Raw genomic sequence first — 13,829 nt, 5'->3', positions numbered from 1 at the left:
CGGCGCGCTCAGGCGCACCATCGTGCCGCGCAGTCAGCGCTCGCGGCGCAGCGGCGCGCGCAGGCGCAGGGCTTCGTAGCGGGTCGCCGCCGCTTCGTCGCGCGCCCGGCGCAGCAGGTTCAGGGTCCCGGCGTCGAGCCGCGCGCCATCGCGGGCGAGCGAGCGTTCGAAGAGGCGCACATAGTGCTCGCGCGGCGCGACGTCGACGCGCAATTCGACGACGCTGCCGTCCGCGGCGACATCGAGCGGTGCGTCGAACTGCAGCGCCGCGCCGGGCGGCAGTCGCGTGTCGTAGATCTCGCGATCGAGATCGAGGCCGACGCGCCAGCCGATGACGCGCTGCGCCAGCGTGCGGATCTCCCGCCCGTCCGCATCGACCAGCATCAGCGTCGCAGTGACCTCCGGGACCATGTAGGTCGGAAAGAAGTGGCCGGCCCCGACATTGCGCAGGCTGGCCTGCGCGCGCCAGCGACCGTCCGCGCCCGGCTCCAGTTCGAGCCGCACGTCGAGCGCCTTGAGCACCATGTCCTTGCTGTGGATGCCCTGCCACTGGTGCCGGCGATCCGGCATGTGGCAGCTCTGGCAGGACTGCCCCTCGGCGGCGTAGCGGCTCGCCTGCCACTGCGCGTAGGTGTCCTCGTGCAGCTTGCCGGCGGTGGCCGGGCCGTCCGGCGGAAACTGATGGCAGGCCGCGCAGAAGCGGCTGTCCTCGAACGCGGCGGCGGCGACGAAGCCGCCGTGCGGCGCGCCTTGCGCGGCACCGCCCGACCGCGGCGGCGGCCCGTAGCGCTGGTGCGCGCGCACGTGGCAGGCCGCGCAGACCAGTCCGTCGTGCGCGAGCGTCTCGGGCACATGGTCCGGCGCTGACGACGACGGCCGCTGCGGCCAGGCGAAGGCCTGCGCGACGAGCGCCTTCTGCTCGGCGAGCGGCGCGTGGCAGTCCATGCAGCGGTTGGCCTGCGCCTGCGTCATCAGATGGAACTGCCACTCGATGCCCGGCCCCATCGCGCGGCTGTGCAGGCTGCGTCGCCAGTCCTCGTGCTGCTGCACATGGCAGCTGCCGCAGGCCGCGGGATCGAGCGAGCGCTCGAGCGCCGAGTACGCGGCCGGCGGATCGCCCTGCGCCGGCAGCGGGCGCTGCCAGTGCTGCGCGAGGAACGCCGACGTCGCGTCGGTGTCGCGTCCGAACCCGTACCACGCCGCCACGGCGACCGCCGCCGCGGCGAGCCCCGCGGCCGCGATCCGCAGCGGCAGTCGTTGACGCACGCGGCCGCGCGCGCTCAGGCCTTGGTGATCGTCCAGGTGAAGGTCCCGCCCTGCTTGTCGCGTCCGACCAGTTCGTGCCCTTCGGTTTCGCACATGAAGAGGATCGATTCGCCGGACGACGGATTGTCGAAACGCACCGTCAGCCGCTCGCCGCTGGCGAGGTCCTGCAGCGCCTTGTCGGTGTAGACCTGGACGTGCGGGCAACCGTATCCGGTGATGTCGAGCAGATAGGCGCCGTCGCCGACGCGTTCGAGTTTGTAGGCCATGCCGATGACTCCGATGTTCAGGCCGGACCGGCGGCGGCGAGCCGGCGGTCGATCCACCACTTGAATGCGCGCACGCCGCCGTAGCCGCCCGCCACCAGGCCGGCGAAGAAGATCCAGCCGCTCGGATCGCCGTTGGTGACGGTCGCGAAGAACGCGCCGATGTTGCAGCCCATGCCGATGCGCGAGCCGAGCCCCATCAGCGCGCCGCCAACGAGCGCGAACGCAGCGGTCTCGGCGCTCGGCAGCTTCCACTTGAACTCGCCGTTCAGATTGGCGATCACGGCGGCGCCGGCGATGATGCCGATCGACATCAGTCCCGGCGCGTTGAGCCAAGGCGCGGGCACGCCGTTGTCGAGGCCGAAGAACAGATTGTCGCGCATCGACAGGCCCAGCTTGTCGAGCGCCCAGCCGGCCCACTGCGCTTCCTGCGTGGTGATGTACCAGTAGCCCGGATCGAACACCGTGTCCTGCAGTGACAGGCCTTCGCTGTGGCCCATCTGCGCCAGCATCTCGCCGAAATTGAAGATGCCGTAGTGGTCGCGCAGCGCGCTGGTGATCCACATCTGCAGCCCCGCCAGCGCGCCCAGGCCGAGGCCGACCAGCGCCGTGCGCTTGGAGGCCGTCAGCATCGCCCAGATACCGCGCAGATGGTCGCCGATCCGCGCCTGCGCGAGCTTGGCGCGGCGCAGGTATCCCTTACGCCAGGCCGTCGCGTAGAGCAGCACCAGCAGCGCCGCCGCCGGCAGCAGCGCCGTCAGCAGCGCATTGGCGACGGCGCCGGCCACCGCGCCCTGCACGCCGAGCGCCTGCGCGACGGTTTCCGCCGGCAACGTCCAGAGATAGCCGGCGGTGAACTGGTCGAACCAGCCGTCGGTGATGCCGAGCGCGGCCGGCATGTCCTGCGCGGCGGCAGCTTCGGCCCAGGCCTTCGGCACCCCGCGGTTGCTCCAGCTGCCGGCACTGACGAACAGCGCCTGCGACACCGAGATCGCCAGCAGCACCAGCATCGACGCCACGTTGCCCTCGCCGCTCTTGTACAGCGAACTCGACGCGCAACCGCCGGTGAAGATCATGCCGAAGCCGAAGATCGCGCCGCCGATCAGCACGTGCCAGCCGAGCGGATGCGGCGCGAAGGTGTTGACGCCGACCACGTGCACGATCGCGGCGATCAATGCGTACAGCACGATCGCGACGATCACGCCGACCGCCATGCGCGGCACGCGCACCATGAAGAGGTCGCGCACCGCGGACGCCATGCAGAAGCGGCCGTACTGCAGCAGCAGTCCGTAGGCGACGCCGAACCAGGCGTAGACCAGCAGGTAGACGTAGCGCGTGTCCAGCGCCAGATAGACGCCGGAGACCAGCGCGACGGCGAGGACGATGCCCGCGGCGCTGAGCAGGCCCGCGCGCCCGCCGGCCGGCGACCACGCGCCGGATTCGCTGAAGACAGCCATATCGCGTCGGCTCCTCAGAGGATCAGCTGGAAGCCGAGCGTCAGCTGCCAGTTGTCCTGCGCGGCCTGGCTCGATGGATCGGCGCGGTGGTAATCGACGTCGTCGTACTCCAGCGTCAGCTTCAGCTGCTGGCCGTCGAGGTAGTAGTTGAGGCCGCCGCCGTTGAGCTGATTGTCGAGGTAGCCGCTGTTCAGGTTGTAGTCCGAGCGGTCGTGGCGGGCGAAGATCTGCAGGCGGCCGATGCCGATTTTCTGCGGGAACAGATAGCCGCCCTTCACGTAGGAAGCGTGCAGCTCGGTGTTGCTCGGCAGATTCGCGTCCGGCGCCTGGTTGATGGCATCGCCGACGCCGTAGTGCAGATAGGCGCTCGACAGCGTCACCGTGCCGAAGTCGAACGGATACTCGAAGAAGCCGTCGACGGTCCACGCCTTGTAGTCCTTGGCGTCGCTGCGCGCCGCGTAGTTCGCGTAGGCCACGTCCGGCTGGTAGTCGTAGGCGGCGCCGATCGTGAGAATCTTGCGCGTGCCCAGATACGTGCCGCGATAGCCGTAGTCGAACTCGGGGTCCAGGGCGCTCCAGTGAACGCGCGCCGTGACGCGCGGCGATTTCTTGGCAACCTCGTCGCCTTCGCGGCCGTCGGCCACCATCACGCGGTACTGCAGCACCGCGTCGGCCAGATTGCCCCAGATCGCGATGCCGTCGTCGCGCGTGCCGCCGAAGGGCGTGTACGACATCAGCGAGCGATCGAGCGTCAGCGGTTCCAGGCAGCCTTCCAGGTTCTCGCGCGAGAACGTGTTCTTGAAGCGCCCGAGGATAAAGCGCGCGCCGTCGGCGTAGTCGATCGTCACATAGGCGTCGCGGTAGTAGACCGACTTGTCATTGTCGCCGTCCTTGCCTTCGTTGCCGGCTTCGAGCTGCGCGTAGAAGCCGATGAGGTCGTTGTACTGGCCGCTGAACGTCAGGCGGTTGCGGCGCAGGAAGAAGTCGGTGCTGCTGCCGCCGTCGGTGGCCGACGTGTAGCTGCTCGCCTGCGCCCAGGCCTGCAGCGAATAGTCGATCGTCAGATAGCGCTGGTCGTCGACGTTGATCGTCACGCCGGCCTGCGCCGTGCCGGCCCAGGCCATGGCGCCCAGCACGCAAGCCTTGACCGCCCACTGCGGCAGCGGGACGGCCTTCGATGGCGGCTTCGGGGTACTCGGGATGTTCACGACTGCGGGCCTCCGTTCAGGACCTGCTGATAACGACGGGTAAAGGACTCGACCTGCGCCGGGTTGTGGCAGGTCGCGCAGGTTTTCTCGGGCGCGGCGAGCGGCCGGGCGACCAGCTTCTCGTGCGCGATTTCCTGCTTGAGGATGCGCGGATTGCCCTGATGGCAGCCGGCGCAGGAGTAGTTCACCGCCTGGTGGTCGACGTGCCAGGGATGCAGCTTGGCGTCGAGCGACGGCGACGGCGCGCGCTTGCCGTTGTGGCACTTGAAGCAGCTGGACGCGCCGAGTCCGCAGGCATTGGCGGGCGCGACCGGCGACAGCGCCGCGAGGTCTTCGCCCCAGGCCTGCAGCGCTTCGTCGCCCCAGGCGGCGGCCGGCGCTGCCGCGCGCGGCGGCTCGCCCGCGGTCGAGAAGATCCAGCCGCCGGCACCGACCAGCAGCAGCAGCAACCACAACAGCAGGCCGCGCCCGAGCCAGGCGCCGGCACGGCGGCCGAGACCACGAAGCTTGTTCATGGCGTCTCTCCGCGGGCCGCACCGTGCGTGGGTTCAGCGCTATCCGCCGCGGCTGCGGTGGACGCTTGAAGCGGCGATTGCGCGGCGCTGATGTCGGCCTCGCTCAGGCCGCCGCTGCACATGCAGACCGGGCCCTGGCGGTACTTGAGCCGCGACGAGGGCGGCGGCGGCTGCGAACCGAAGCTGACGGTGTACTGCTTGACGGCGGCCGGCGCACGGGCGGCCGCTCGCGGCTCGTCGGCATGCGCGGCGGACAGGCCGGCGAGGAACAGGCAGAGCGCTGCCGCGGCGCGACTGGCATGGCGCATCGGATTCTCCATGAGAGAGCGAAAGAAGGGGCGCGGCATACGCCGCGCCCATCGGCACGGAACGGCTAGCCGCCGCAGGGATTCGGCGGCGCCGTGGTGCCGCCGGTGGTGCTGCCGCCGGTGGTCGTCCCGCCGGTGGTGCCGCCGTCGTCGACCGGATCGTTGGCGCGTGCGTAGGCCTTGTCGGCGAGGATGGCCTCGTCCGCATGCTCGGCGCTGGCATCGACCACGTAAGGCGTCGCGCTGGCGTCGTTGCGCGGCGCGATCTGCGCCTGCACACCGGGCTTGAAGAACGACAGCACGTCGGTCCGCCACACCGACTTGGCCGGCAGGATGAAGTTGCCGTTCTTGTCGGCGATGTACGACAGCGAGTTCCACTCGATCATCGAGCCGTCGTAGAGGCGCGTCGGATGGCCGAGGATCACGGCGCTAGCGACGGTCGTGATCGCCGCGCGCACCGCCGTCTCGCAGTAGGTGTAGACCACGTCCCCCGGCTGGTAGGCGTTGCCGGAACCGACCGGCTGCAGCGTGCCGTCGCGGAAGCCTTTGCCCGCCGCGTCGACCTCGCCGTCGAGGTAGGCCTTGATCTCCGCCTTGGACTTGTAGCGTCCGTCCGCGCCGCCGTTCACCAGCACGTTGGTGTACTGCAGCTGCAGCGCGCCGCGCGGATGGCCCTGCCGCGAGCCGCCGTTCTGGAAGCTGCTGGTGTAGTTGTAGCCCTCGGGCGGCGCGCCGCTCTCCAGCAGCTCGCCGGCGCTGAACTGATCCAGGCTGCGCGCATCCCACAGGAAGATGCCGTCCGTGCTGCGGTTGCCATCCTCCAGCGGCAGGACGTTGATGACGTCCTCGAGCGTGGCCTGCAGCGCCGTGTTGTCTTCCTTGAGGTCGCGCACGCTGCCGGCGTACTTGTTCGTCACCGGGCTCGCATCCGTCGAGAAATCAGCGGCGCTCCAGCCGCCTTCACTCGAAGCCAGATACTGATTGCCGCCGTTGAGGACGGCGAGATGATCCGCGGCGACGCCCCAGTAGCGCAGCGTGTACCAGCAGCGACCCTGGATCATCGCGTTGGACGCGCTGCCCGTACCCGGCGCGCAGACGATGAGATCCTCGCTGGGATTGACGCCGTAGCGGCGCAGCAGCGCATCGATCTGCGCCCCGGAGAGCACCATGCCGGGCGTCTTGATCACGCCGTTCGAGCGTTCTTCCTGCCAGGCGTTCTCCTGGTAGGAGAAGACCGTTTCGTGGTCGGCCTTGATGAACTCGGCGCCGGCCGGGCCCTTGCCGATCTGGAAGATCACCAGATTGCCCTTGATGCCGGCCGGGCGCTCCTGCAGCCAGTTGTCCTTCCAGCGCTTCAGGGTCTTGCCAGTGATGAGACCGCTGCGGTTGTCGTCGTAGTCGTCCGCCGACTCCTGCGCGATCTGCGCCGGCGTGTTGACGATCCGGCTCGCCGCCGGCGTCGTCTCGGCGCCGGAGCGGTCCTCTCCGCCGCAGGCCGCGAGCATCGCGATCCCCATGCTGGCGGCAACAAGCCGCCCTGCCCCGCCGTCGCGGCGCCAGCTTCTCGACATCGTCTGTTCCTCGTGTTTTCCGGGAGCCGTCGCGCCTGCCGGATGACAGACGCCTCGGGACGGCTCGTAGCGGCCGCGAGATTAGGAGCTCGCCACCGCACGAGGAAGGAATTCGTGAAGCTATGGTTATGCCGCGAACGCGGCGCATCACCGCAACGCGCGATGCAGAGGCCGAGACGAACCGGCGCTTCAGGCTCGCGTCAGCGGCGCGCCTTGTCGATCAGGCTGGTTGTCGAATAGCCGTCGTGGAACGGCAGTACCAGCACGCGGCCGCCGTTGGCGGTGACGGCGTCATAGCCGGCGATCTGCTCGGGCCGGTAGTCGCCGCCTTTCACCAGCAGATCGGGCAGCACGCGGCCGATCAGGCGCGCCGGCGTGTCCTCGGCGAACGGCACGACCAGATCGACACAGCGCAGCGCCGCGAGCAGCGCCATGCGGTCGGCGGTCGCGTTCAGCGGCCGCGTCGGGCCTTTGAGACGGCGCACCGAGTCGTCGTCGTTGACGGCGACGATCAGCAGATCGCCGAGTCGGCGCGCGTCTTCCAGATAGCGCGCGTGGCCGACGTGCATGACATCGAACACACCGTTGGTCATGACGATGCGCTTGCCGGCGGCGCGCGCGCGCGCCACGGCCTGCAGCAGCGCGGCCTCGTCGACCACGCCGCCGTCGACGTCGCGGCGGCCGCTCAGCGCGGCGCGGAGTTCATCGCGCGACACCGTCGCCGTGCCGAGCTTGCCGACGACGATGCCGGCTGCGGTGTTGGCGAGCCGGCATGCGGTCGCCAGCGTGCTGCCGGCGGCGAGCGCGGCGGCGAGCGTGGCGATCACCGTATCGCCGGCGCCGGTGACGTCGAAGACTTCGCGCGCCTCGGTCGGGATGTGCAGCGCCGGCTGGCCCGGCTCGACCAGCGTCATGCCGTGCTCGCTGCGCGTGATCAGCAGCGCGTCGAGCCGCAGTTCCGCGCGCAGCTGCTCCGCTTTCGCCACCAGCTCGGCCTCGTCGCGGCAGCGACCGGCGACGGCCTCGAACTCGGCGAGGTTCGGCGTCAGCAGCGTGGCGCCGCGGTAACGCTGCCAGTCGCTGCCCTTCGGGTCGACGAGCACCGCCTTGCCCTGCGCGCGCGCCGCCTGCACCAGCGCCGCGACGTCGCGCAGCGTGCCCTTGCCGTAGTCGGACAGCACCACGACGCGGCACGCATCGAGCGCGTCGGCATAGCGCGCCGCCAGCTCGGCGTCGTCGAAGGCGCCGACCGCTTCGAGCGCTTCCTCGAAGTCGAGGCGGATCAGCTGCTGGTTGCGCGACAGCACACGCAGCTTGGTAATGGTCGGCGCCTGGCCGGTGCTCACGAACTGCGCACGCACGCCGCGCGCCGCCGTCTCGTCGGCGAGCAGGCGCGCGGCCTCGTCCTGGCCGACGACGCCGAGCAGGCTCGCCTGCGCGCCGAGGCTGGCGATGTTGAGCGCGACGTTGGCGGCGCCGCCCGGCCGCGTCTCGTCGCGGCGAATGCGCACGATCGGCACCGGCGCCTCCGGCGAGATGCGCGAGGTCGGCCCGATCCAGTAGCGGTCGAGCATCACGTCGCCGGCGACCAGCACGCGGGCTGCCGCGAAATCGGGCAGCAGCGCGCTCATCGCGCGACCCGGCCGGCGGCCATGGCGAACAGGAGAATCGGGGCCGCCGGCAGGTCGGACATGCGGTCTTTCAGGGGCTCAGAGGTGCGCCAGCCATTCCGGATAGTGGCGGCTCTGGCCGTTGACCAGCGCCAGGTACGCCGCCTGCAGCTTGGCGGTGATCGGGCCGCGGCGGCCCTCGCCGATCGGACGGTTGTCGACTTCGCGGATCGGCGTGACTTCGGCGGCGGTGCCGGTGAAGAAGGCTTCGTCGCTGATGTAGACCTCGTCGCGCGTGATGCGGCGCTCGACGACCTTGTAGTCGAGGTCGCGCGCGAGCTGGATCACCGTGCGGCGCGTGATGCCGTCGAGCGCGCTGGTGACGTCCGGCGTGCTGATGACGCCGTTGCCGACGACGAAGATGTTCTCGGCGCTGCCTTCGGCGACAAAGCCGTCGGTGTCGAGCATCAGCGCCTCGTCGTAGCCGTCGCGCAGCACTTCGTTGAGCGCCATCGACGAGGTCAGATAGTTGGCGCTGGCCTTGGCGCGGCACAGCGAGGCGTTGACGTGCTGGCGCTGGAACGAGCTGGTCTTGATGCGGATGCCGCGCTCCATGTTGTCGGCACCGAGATACGCGCCCCAGGTCCAGGCGGCGATGATCACGTGGGTGTTGAGGCCGGTGGCGCGCAGGCCCATGCCTTCCGAACCGTAGAACACCATCGGCCGGATGTAGGCGGATTCGAGCTTGTTGGCGCGCAGCACTTCCTTCTGCGCGGCGTTGAGCTGGTCCTGCGTCCACGGCATCTTCATGCCGAGGATCTTGGCGGAGTTGAACAGGCGCTTGGTGTGATCTTCGAGGCGGAAGATCGCCGTGCCCTTCGGCGTCTTGTACGCGCGCACACCCTCGAAGCAACCCACGCCGTAATGCAGCGAGTAGGTCAGCACGTGGGTCTGGCATTCGCGCCAGGGCTTGAGTTCGCCGTCGTACCAGATATAGCCGTCGCGGTCGGCAAAAGAAGTCATCGGTAATCCTGCCTTTGGGGGGCGCATGGGTGACGAAGGCGCGCATTATAGGCCCAGCGCCGGACGTGTCAGAGCCGCTTGCACACGTCGCCGTCACGCCGCAGCATGCGCGCTCGACTTCGTCCGCCAGCCGCTGTGTCCGACCCCCTCATCGCCCCGCCCGCGCCCGCCACGGCCGATGCGCCGCGCATCCTGATCGTGCGGCTGTCCGCGCTCGGCGACATCGTCTTCGCCAGCAGCATGCTCGACGCCCTGCGCCGCCGCTGGCCGCGCGCGCACATCGCCTGGCTGGCGCAGCCGGGCTTCGCCGCCATCCTCGGCGACGATCCGCGCATCGACGAGCTGATCCGCGTGCCGGCCGAGACGTTCAAGTCGCCGGCGGCGCTGTGGCGTCTGCGCCGCGAGCTGCGCGCGCGCCGCTACGACTGGGTGTTCGAGGTCCAGGGGCTCGCCAAATCGCGCCTGCTCGCCTGGCTCGCCGGCGGCTGGCGCGCCGGTTTCGCATCGAAGGAACCCGGCGCGTTCCTGATGCAGCGCCTGCTGCCGAAAGGCGGCGACATCGCCGACATCGCTTCGGAGTACCGCTACTTCGCCGCGGCGCTCAGCGGCGAACGCGCCGGCCCGCCGCGGCTGCCGGTGTCCGAGGCCGCCCGCGCCGCGATCGACGCGCAGCGCGCCGCGCTCGGCCTGCCGGCCGGCTTCGTCGCGCTGTGCCCGTTCACGACACGGCCGCAGAAGCACTGGATCGAATCGTACTGGCCGCAGCTCGCGCAGCGGCTGCACGAAGCCGGCCTCGGTCCCTGCGTGCTGTTCGGCGGGCCCGGCGACGTCGAGGCCGCCGCACGCATCGCGGCGGCGACGACGGCGCCGCTGGTGAACCTCGTCGGCAAGACCAAGCTCGGCGAGCTGCCGGCCTGGCTCGCGCAGGCGCGGCTGGTGGTCGGCGTCGACACCGGGCTCACGCATATCGGCATCGCCGTGCGCACGCCGACGATCGCACTGTTCGGCTCGACCTGCCCGTACCGGCAGGGCGCCGAATCGCCGCTGGCGGTCATGTATGACGCGCTGCCCTGCGCGCCCTGCCGCCGTCACCCGAGCTGCGACGGCCGCTACGATTGCATGCGCGGGCTGACGCCGGCGCGCGTGGCCGCCACCGCCCGCCAGCTGCTGAATCTGCCACCCTCAACCGAAGCCGCCACTCCGGAGCCCGCATGAGCTACCTGCTGCTGATCGTCGAACCGCTCGGCCAGCGCGCCGAGCGCACGCCTGCCGAAGGCGAGGCCGCCTACGCCAGCATGCTGCGCTACACCGAAGAGCTGCGCGAACGCGGCGTGCTGATCGCCAGCCAGTCGCTGCTCACCGCGCGCACGCGCCTGCAGGTCCGCGACGGCCGCACGACGGTGCTCGACGGCCCGTACACCGAGGCCAAGGAAATGATCGGCGGCTTCTTCTACCTGAGCTGCGACAGTCTCGACGACGCTTTGGCGCTTTCTGCCAAGTGCCCGGCCGCGCAATGGGCGACCATCGAAGTGCGCGAGGTCGGTCCCTGCTGCGCGGACTAGAAGGGCCGGCCCGCGCCGGTCCCGATTCTTGCTTGCGAATCGACACCGGACGTTCCGGCCGTCGCCTGGCGGCACCCTTTTGCATGGAGATTTGCTGTGGATGCCATCATCGGCGCAATCAATGACCTCGTCTGGAGCCGCGCGCTGATCGTGCTGTGCCTCGGCGCGGGCCTGTACTTCTCGATCCGCACCCGCTTCATGCAGGTGCGCGCGCTGCCCGAAATGCTGCGCCTGACGATCAGGGGCCAGAAGTCCGAGGCCGGCGTGTCGTCGTTCCAGGCACTGGCGATGTCGCTGTCGGGCCGCATCGGCATCGGCAACATCGCCGGTGTCGCCACCGCCATCGCCGTCGGCGGTCCCGGCTCGATCTTCTGGATGTGGGTGATGGGCTTCCTCGGCGCGTCGACCTCGTACATCGAATCGACGCTGGCGCAGATCTACAAGGTCAAGGACGCCGACGGCCGCTACCGCGGCGGCCCGGCCTACTACATCGAGAAGGCGATGGGGCTGAAGTGGTACGCGATGACCTTCGCGATCGCCACCATCATCGCCGCCGGCTTCCTGATGCCGGGCGTGCAGGCCAACGCCATCGCCGACAGCGCCGCCAACGTCTGCGCCGGCAGCTCGCTGTGCGGCGCGATGGACGGCCAGTGGTTCGGCCTGCCGGCGCGCGACGCGTTCAAGCTCGGCGTCGGCATCCTGGTCGCCATCATGCTCGCCGCCATCATCTTCGGCGGCGTCAAGCGCATCGCCAACTTCGCCGAAGTGGTCGTGCCGTTCATGGCCGGCGGCTTCATCCTGATGGCGCTGACGGTCATGGTGCTCAACGTCGAGCGCGTACCGGAGATGTTCTCGATCATCTTCCGGAGCGCGTTCGGCGCGCACGCCGCGTTCGGCGCGATGTTCGGCCTGGCGGTGGAATGGGGCGTCAAGCGCGGCATCTACGCCAACGAAGCCGGCCAGGGCACCGGTCCGCACGCGGCGGCGGCGGCGGAGGTTTCGCATCCGGCCAAGCAGGGCTACGTGCAGGCCTTCGCGATCTACTTCGACACCATGCTGGTCTGCACCTCGACCGCGTTCCTGATCCTGGCGACCGGCAAGTACAACGTCCACGCCCCGGGCGGCGGCGCGGCGCTGTACGAAGGCGTGCCGGGCGTCGAGGAAGGCCCGGGCTTCGCGCAGGCGGCGGTCGAATCGGTGCTGCCCGGCTGGGGCTCGGGCTTCGTCGCGATGGCGCTGTTCTTCTTCGCCTTCACGACCATCATGGCCTACTACTACATGGCCGAGACCAATCTCTCCTATCTCAACGGCGACCGCCACCGCCCGCTGCCGGTGCTGCTGCTGCGCCTGGGCATCGTCGCGATGGTGATCTTCGGCGCCTTCCGCAACGCGCAGCACGCCTGGGCGCTCGGCGACATCGGCGTCGGCCTGATGGCCTGGCTCAACATCATCGCCATCCTCATCCTGCAGAAGCCGGCGCTGATCGCGCTGAAGGATTACGAAGCGCAGAAGAAGGCCGGCAAAGACCCGGTGTTCGACGCCGAGGCCGCCGGCCTGCGCAACACCAGCCTGTGGAAGCGGGACAAGACGTAAAGCGGAGGACCCTCTCCGCTGGCATGGCGTGAGCGGCAGCATCGCGTTTTGCGACGACAACGGAACCGGCATTCCGAACCTGCTGCGACGGAATATACTTCAGGCCCGTCAAGCAGATAAACCGGAACAGGAACCGGCAATGCCGGCTGCGACGCGCCTGTCGTTCTACCTGCTGGAGAGCCCGGACATCCGGGAGCGGGAGACTGTGCTCGCCCGCCAGAGCGGCGAACTGGCCGGCCGCCTGCCGCCCGCCACGCGCGCCGCGCTCGCCCGGTGCCTCGAAGGCATCAACAGCTATTACTCCAACCTGATCGAAGGCCAGGGCACGCGGCCGATCGAAGCCGAGCGCGCGCTGCAGCGCAGCCTCGCCGAACGCAAGCCCGGCAAGGCGGACGATCTGGCCGCGCTCGCCGTCGCCCACATCCGGACCGAGCGCTGGATGCGCCAGCGCCTCAAGGACGAGCCGGCGCTGGACGTAGCCAGCCGGGACTTCATCTGCGCGCTGCACCGGCACTTCGTCGGACAGCTGCCCGACTCGCTGCGCGTCGTCACCGGACACGACGGCGAAACGGCCGTGAACGTGCCCGGCGCATTGCGCACGCGCCACGTGGACGTCGGCGCGCATCGGGCGCCGGCGCCCGAGGACGTACCGGACCTGCTCGCCGCCTTTGCGGAAGGCTGGAGGCACCTGCCGAAAACGCCCGCGCACCTGCTGCTGGCGCATCACCGCTTCGCCTGGATCCACCCGTTCCTGGACGGCAACGGCCGCGTCGCGCGCCTGCTGAGCACGGCCATGCTGGCGCGCTACGGCTTCGAGGCCGACGGCCTGTGGTCGCTGTCGCGCGGCCTCGCCAAACGTCGCGATCGCTACTACGAACACCTCGCCCTCGCCGACTCGGAGCGGCAGGGCGATTTCGACGGGCGCGGCGCGCTGTCGCTGAAGGGCGCAACGCAGTTCGCGAACTTCATGCTCGATACCTGCGAGGACCAGATCGCCTTCATGGCGGCACGCCTGCAGATCGAACACGTCAAGGATCGCGTCGCGCGCTTCTGCGCCGAACGCAAGCTGGTGCTGGGCCGCGACGAGCGCGCCGCGCCGCTGCTGATCGAGGCCATGTTCATGGGCCGGCTGGAACGCGGCGCGGCGCGGCGCCGCGCCTGCTCGGCCTCGGCGAGCGCGCCGCGCGCGCCGTGGTGTCGGAATGCGTCGAGGATGGCTTGCTCACCGCGCCCAGTCATCGCGGCGATCTCACGCCGGTGTTTCCGGTCTACGCCGCCGCGTATCTGTTCCCGCACCTGTTCGAGATCGACGATCCGCAGGCGGCGATGCGGGAAACGCTGCTCGTCGCATAACCCGGCCACCTCACCCGCGCGCGCCCGGTCGCCGGGCACATCGCCGCACGCATGAGCCGGGCGACTCTGGCAGCGTCGGCCTCATCCGGCACGCTTCACT

Annotated in this window: 13 protein-coding genes; 4 read left to right on the top strand and 9 right to left on the bottom strand. The window is 69.9% G+C overall.

Annotated features, from left to right (window positions below):
• Nucleotides 1-33: 33 nt before the first annotated feature.
• The 9 genes from K343_RS23180 to K343_RS0102980 all read right to left on the bottom strand — a co-directional run bounded on the left by K343_RS23180 (nucleotide 34) and on the right by K343_RS0102980 (nucleotide 9,221).
• Entirely contained in the window at nucleotides 34-1,266 is a 1,233-nt protein-coding gene (locus K343_RS23180) for a multiheme c-type cytochrome (RefSeq protein WP_028006798.1), read from the bottom strand.
• A gap of 14 nt (nucleotides 1,267-1,280) precedes the next feature.
• The gene (locus tag K343_RS0103015) at nucleotides 1,281-1,532 is read right to left on the bottom strand and encodes a sulfurtransferase TusA family protein (protein ID WP_028006797.1); all 252 of its coding nucleotides are present in this window, start codon (nucleotides 1,530-1,532) and stop codon (nucleotides 1,281-1,283) included.
• A gap of 17 nt (nucleotides 1,533-1,549) precedes the next feature.
• Entirely contained in the window at nucleotides 1,550-2,986 is a 1,437-nt protein-coding gene (locus K343_RS0103010; protein WP_028006796.1) for a YeeE/YedE thiosulfate transporter family protein, read from the bottom strand.
• A gap of 14 nt (nucleotides 2,987-3,000) precedes the next feature.
• Complete coding sequence (extI, locus tag K343_RS0103005) at nucleotides 3,001-4,194, bottom strand: selenite/tellurite reduction operon porin ExtI (protein WP_028006795.1); 1,194 nt, start codon at nucleotides 4,192-4,194, stop codon at nucleotides 3,001-3,003.
• Nucleotides 4,191-4,709: a cytochrome c3 family protein gene (locus K343_RS0103000; RefSeq protein WP_028006794.1), complete on the bottom strand. Its 519-nt coding sequence runs from the start codon at nucleotides 4,707-4,709 to the stop codon at nucleotides 4,191-4,193. Before K343_RS0103000 ends, extI begins: the two co-directional genes overlap by 4 nt.
• Nucleotides 4,706-5,029 carry a hypothetical protein gene (locus K343_RS0102995; protein WP_028006793.1) on the bottom strand — a complete coding sequence of 108 codons (324 nt, stop codon included), beginning with the start codon at nucleotides 5,027-5,029 and terminating at the stop codon, nucleotides 4,706-4,708. Before K343_RS0102995 ends, K343_RS0103000 begins: the two co-directional genes overlap by 4 nt.
• Before the next feature lie 53 nt (nucleotides 5,030-5,082).
• Nucleotides 5,083-6,588 carry a sulfurtransferase gene (locus tag K343_RS0102990; protein WP_245585106.1) on the bottom strand — a complete coding sequence of 502 codons (1,506 nt, stop codon included), beginning with the start codon at nucleotides 6,586-6,588 and terminating at the stop codon, nucleotides 5,083-5,085.
• 200 nt (nucleotides 6,589-6,788) lie between these two features.
• Nucleotides 6,789-8,219 (bottom strand): bifunctional D-glycero-beta-D-manno-heptose-7-phosphate kinase/D-glycero-beta-D-manno-heptose 1-phosphate adenylyltransferase HldE, encoded by a 1,431-nt coding sequence (gene hldE / locus K343_RS0102985; protein WP_028006791.1) that lies wholly within the window; start codon nucleotides 8,217-8,219, stop codon nucleotides 6,789-6,791.
• Nucleotides 8,220-8,297: 78 nt separating this feature from the next.
• Complete coding sequence (locus K343_RS0102980; protein WP_028006790.1) at nucleotides 8,298-9,221, bottom strand: branched-chain amino acid transaminase; 924 nt, start codon at nucleotides 9,219-9,221, stop codon at nucleotides 8,298-8,300.
• A 135-nt stretch (nucleotides 9,222-9,356) separates the two neighbouring features.
• Here K343_RS0102980 and K343_RS0102975 point away from each other — a divergent pair, with 135 nt between their 5' ends.
• From K343_RS0102975 to K343_RS25135, 4 genes are all read left to right on the top strand, one after another.
• Complete coding sequence (locus K343_RS0102975; protein WP_028006789.1) at nucleotides 9,357-10,436, top strand: glycosyltransferase family 9 protein; 1,080 nt, start codon at nucleotides 9,357-9,359, stop codon at nucleotides 10,434-10,436.
• Nucleotides 10,433-10,783 carry a YciI family protein gene (locus K343_RS0102970; RefSeq protein ID WP_028006788.1) on the top strand — a complete coding sequence of 117 codons (351 nt, stop codon included), beginning with the start codon at nucleotides 10,433-10,435 and terminating at the stop codon, nucleotides 10,781-10,783. The genes K343_RS0102975 and K343_RS0102970 overlap by 4 nt, the downstream gene beginning before the upstream one ends.
• A 96-nt stretch (nucleotides 10,784-10,879) precedes the next feature.
• On the top strand, nucleotides 10,880-12,376 hold the full coding sequence (locus K343_RS0102965; RefSeq protein WP_028006787.1) for an alanine/glycine:cation symporter family protein: 1,497 nt from the start codon (nucleotides 10,880-10,882) through the stop codon (nucleotides 12,374-12,376).
• A gap of 28 nt (nucleotides 12,377-12,404) precedes the next feature.
• A complete protein-coding gene (locus K343_RS25135) occupies nucleotides 12,405-13,784 on the top strand; it encodes a Fic family protein (RefSeq protein ID WP_154662425.1) in 1,380 nt (459 codons plus the stop codon).
• The last annotated feature ends 45 nt before the right edge of the window (nucleotides 13,785-13,829 follow it).

The organism is Solimonas flava DSM 18980 (genome assembly GCF_000426685.1).
GTDB lineage: Bacteria > Pseudomonadota > Gammaproteobacteria > Nevskiales > Nevskiaceae > Solimonas > Solimonas flava.
The sequence above is the reverse complement of the archived record's forward strand: the minus strand, read 5'-3'. Positions and strand labels throughout refer to the sequence as shown.

What these genes read in the sequence shown, in the direction of transcription:
- hldE (WP_028006791.1), bottom strand. Translation starts at nt 8,219, where the DNA reads ATGAGCGCGCTGCTGCCCGATTTCGCGGCAGCCCGCGTGCTGGTCGCC.
- K343_RS0102980 (WP_028006790.1), bottom strand. Translation starts at nt 9,221, where the DNA reads ATGACTTCTTTTGCCGACCGCGACGGCTATATCTGGTACGACGGCGAA.
- K343_RS0102970 (WP_028006788.1), top strand. Translation starts at nt 10,433, where the DNA reads ATGAGCTACCTGCTGCTGATCGTCGAACCGCTCGGCCAGCGCGCCGAG.
- K343_RS0103015 (WP_028006797.1), bottom strand. Translation starts at nt 1,532, where the DNA reads ATGGCCTACAAACTCGAACGCGTCGGCGACGGCGCCTATCTGCTCGAC.
- K343_RS0103010 (WP_028006796.1), bottom strand. Translation starts at nt 2,986, where the DNA reads ATGGCTGTCTTCAGCGAATCCGGCGCGTGGTCGCCGGCCGGCGGGCGC.
- K343_RS0102990 (WP_245585106.1), bottom strand. Translation starts at nt 6,588, where the DNA reads ATGTCGAGAAGCTGGCGCCGCGACGGCGGGGCAGGGCGGCTTGTTGCC.
- K343_RS0102995 (WP_028006793.1), bottom strand. Translation starts at nt 5,029, where the DNA reads ATGGAGAATCCGATGCGCCATGCCAGTCGCGCCGCGGCAGCGCTCTGC.
- K343_RS0103000 (WP_028006794.1), bottom strand. Translation starts at nt 4,709, where the DNA reads ATGAACAAGCTTCGTGGTCTCGGCCGCCGTGCCGGCGCCTGGCTCGGG.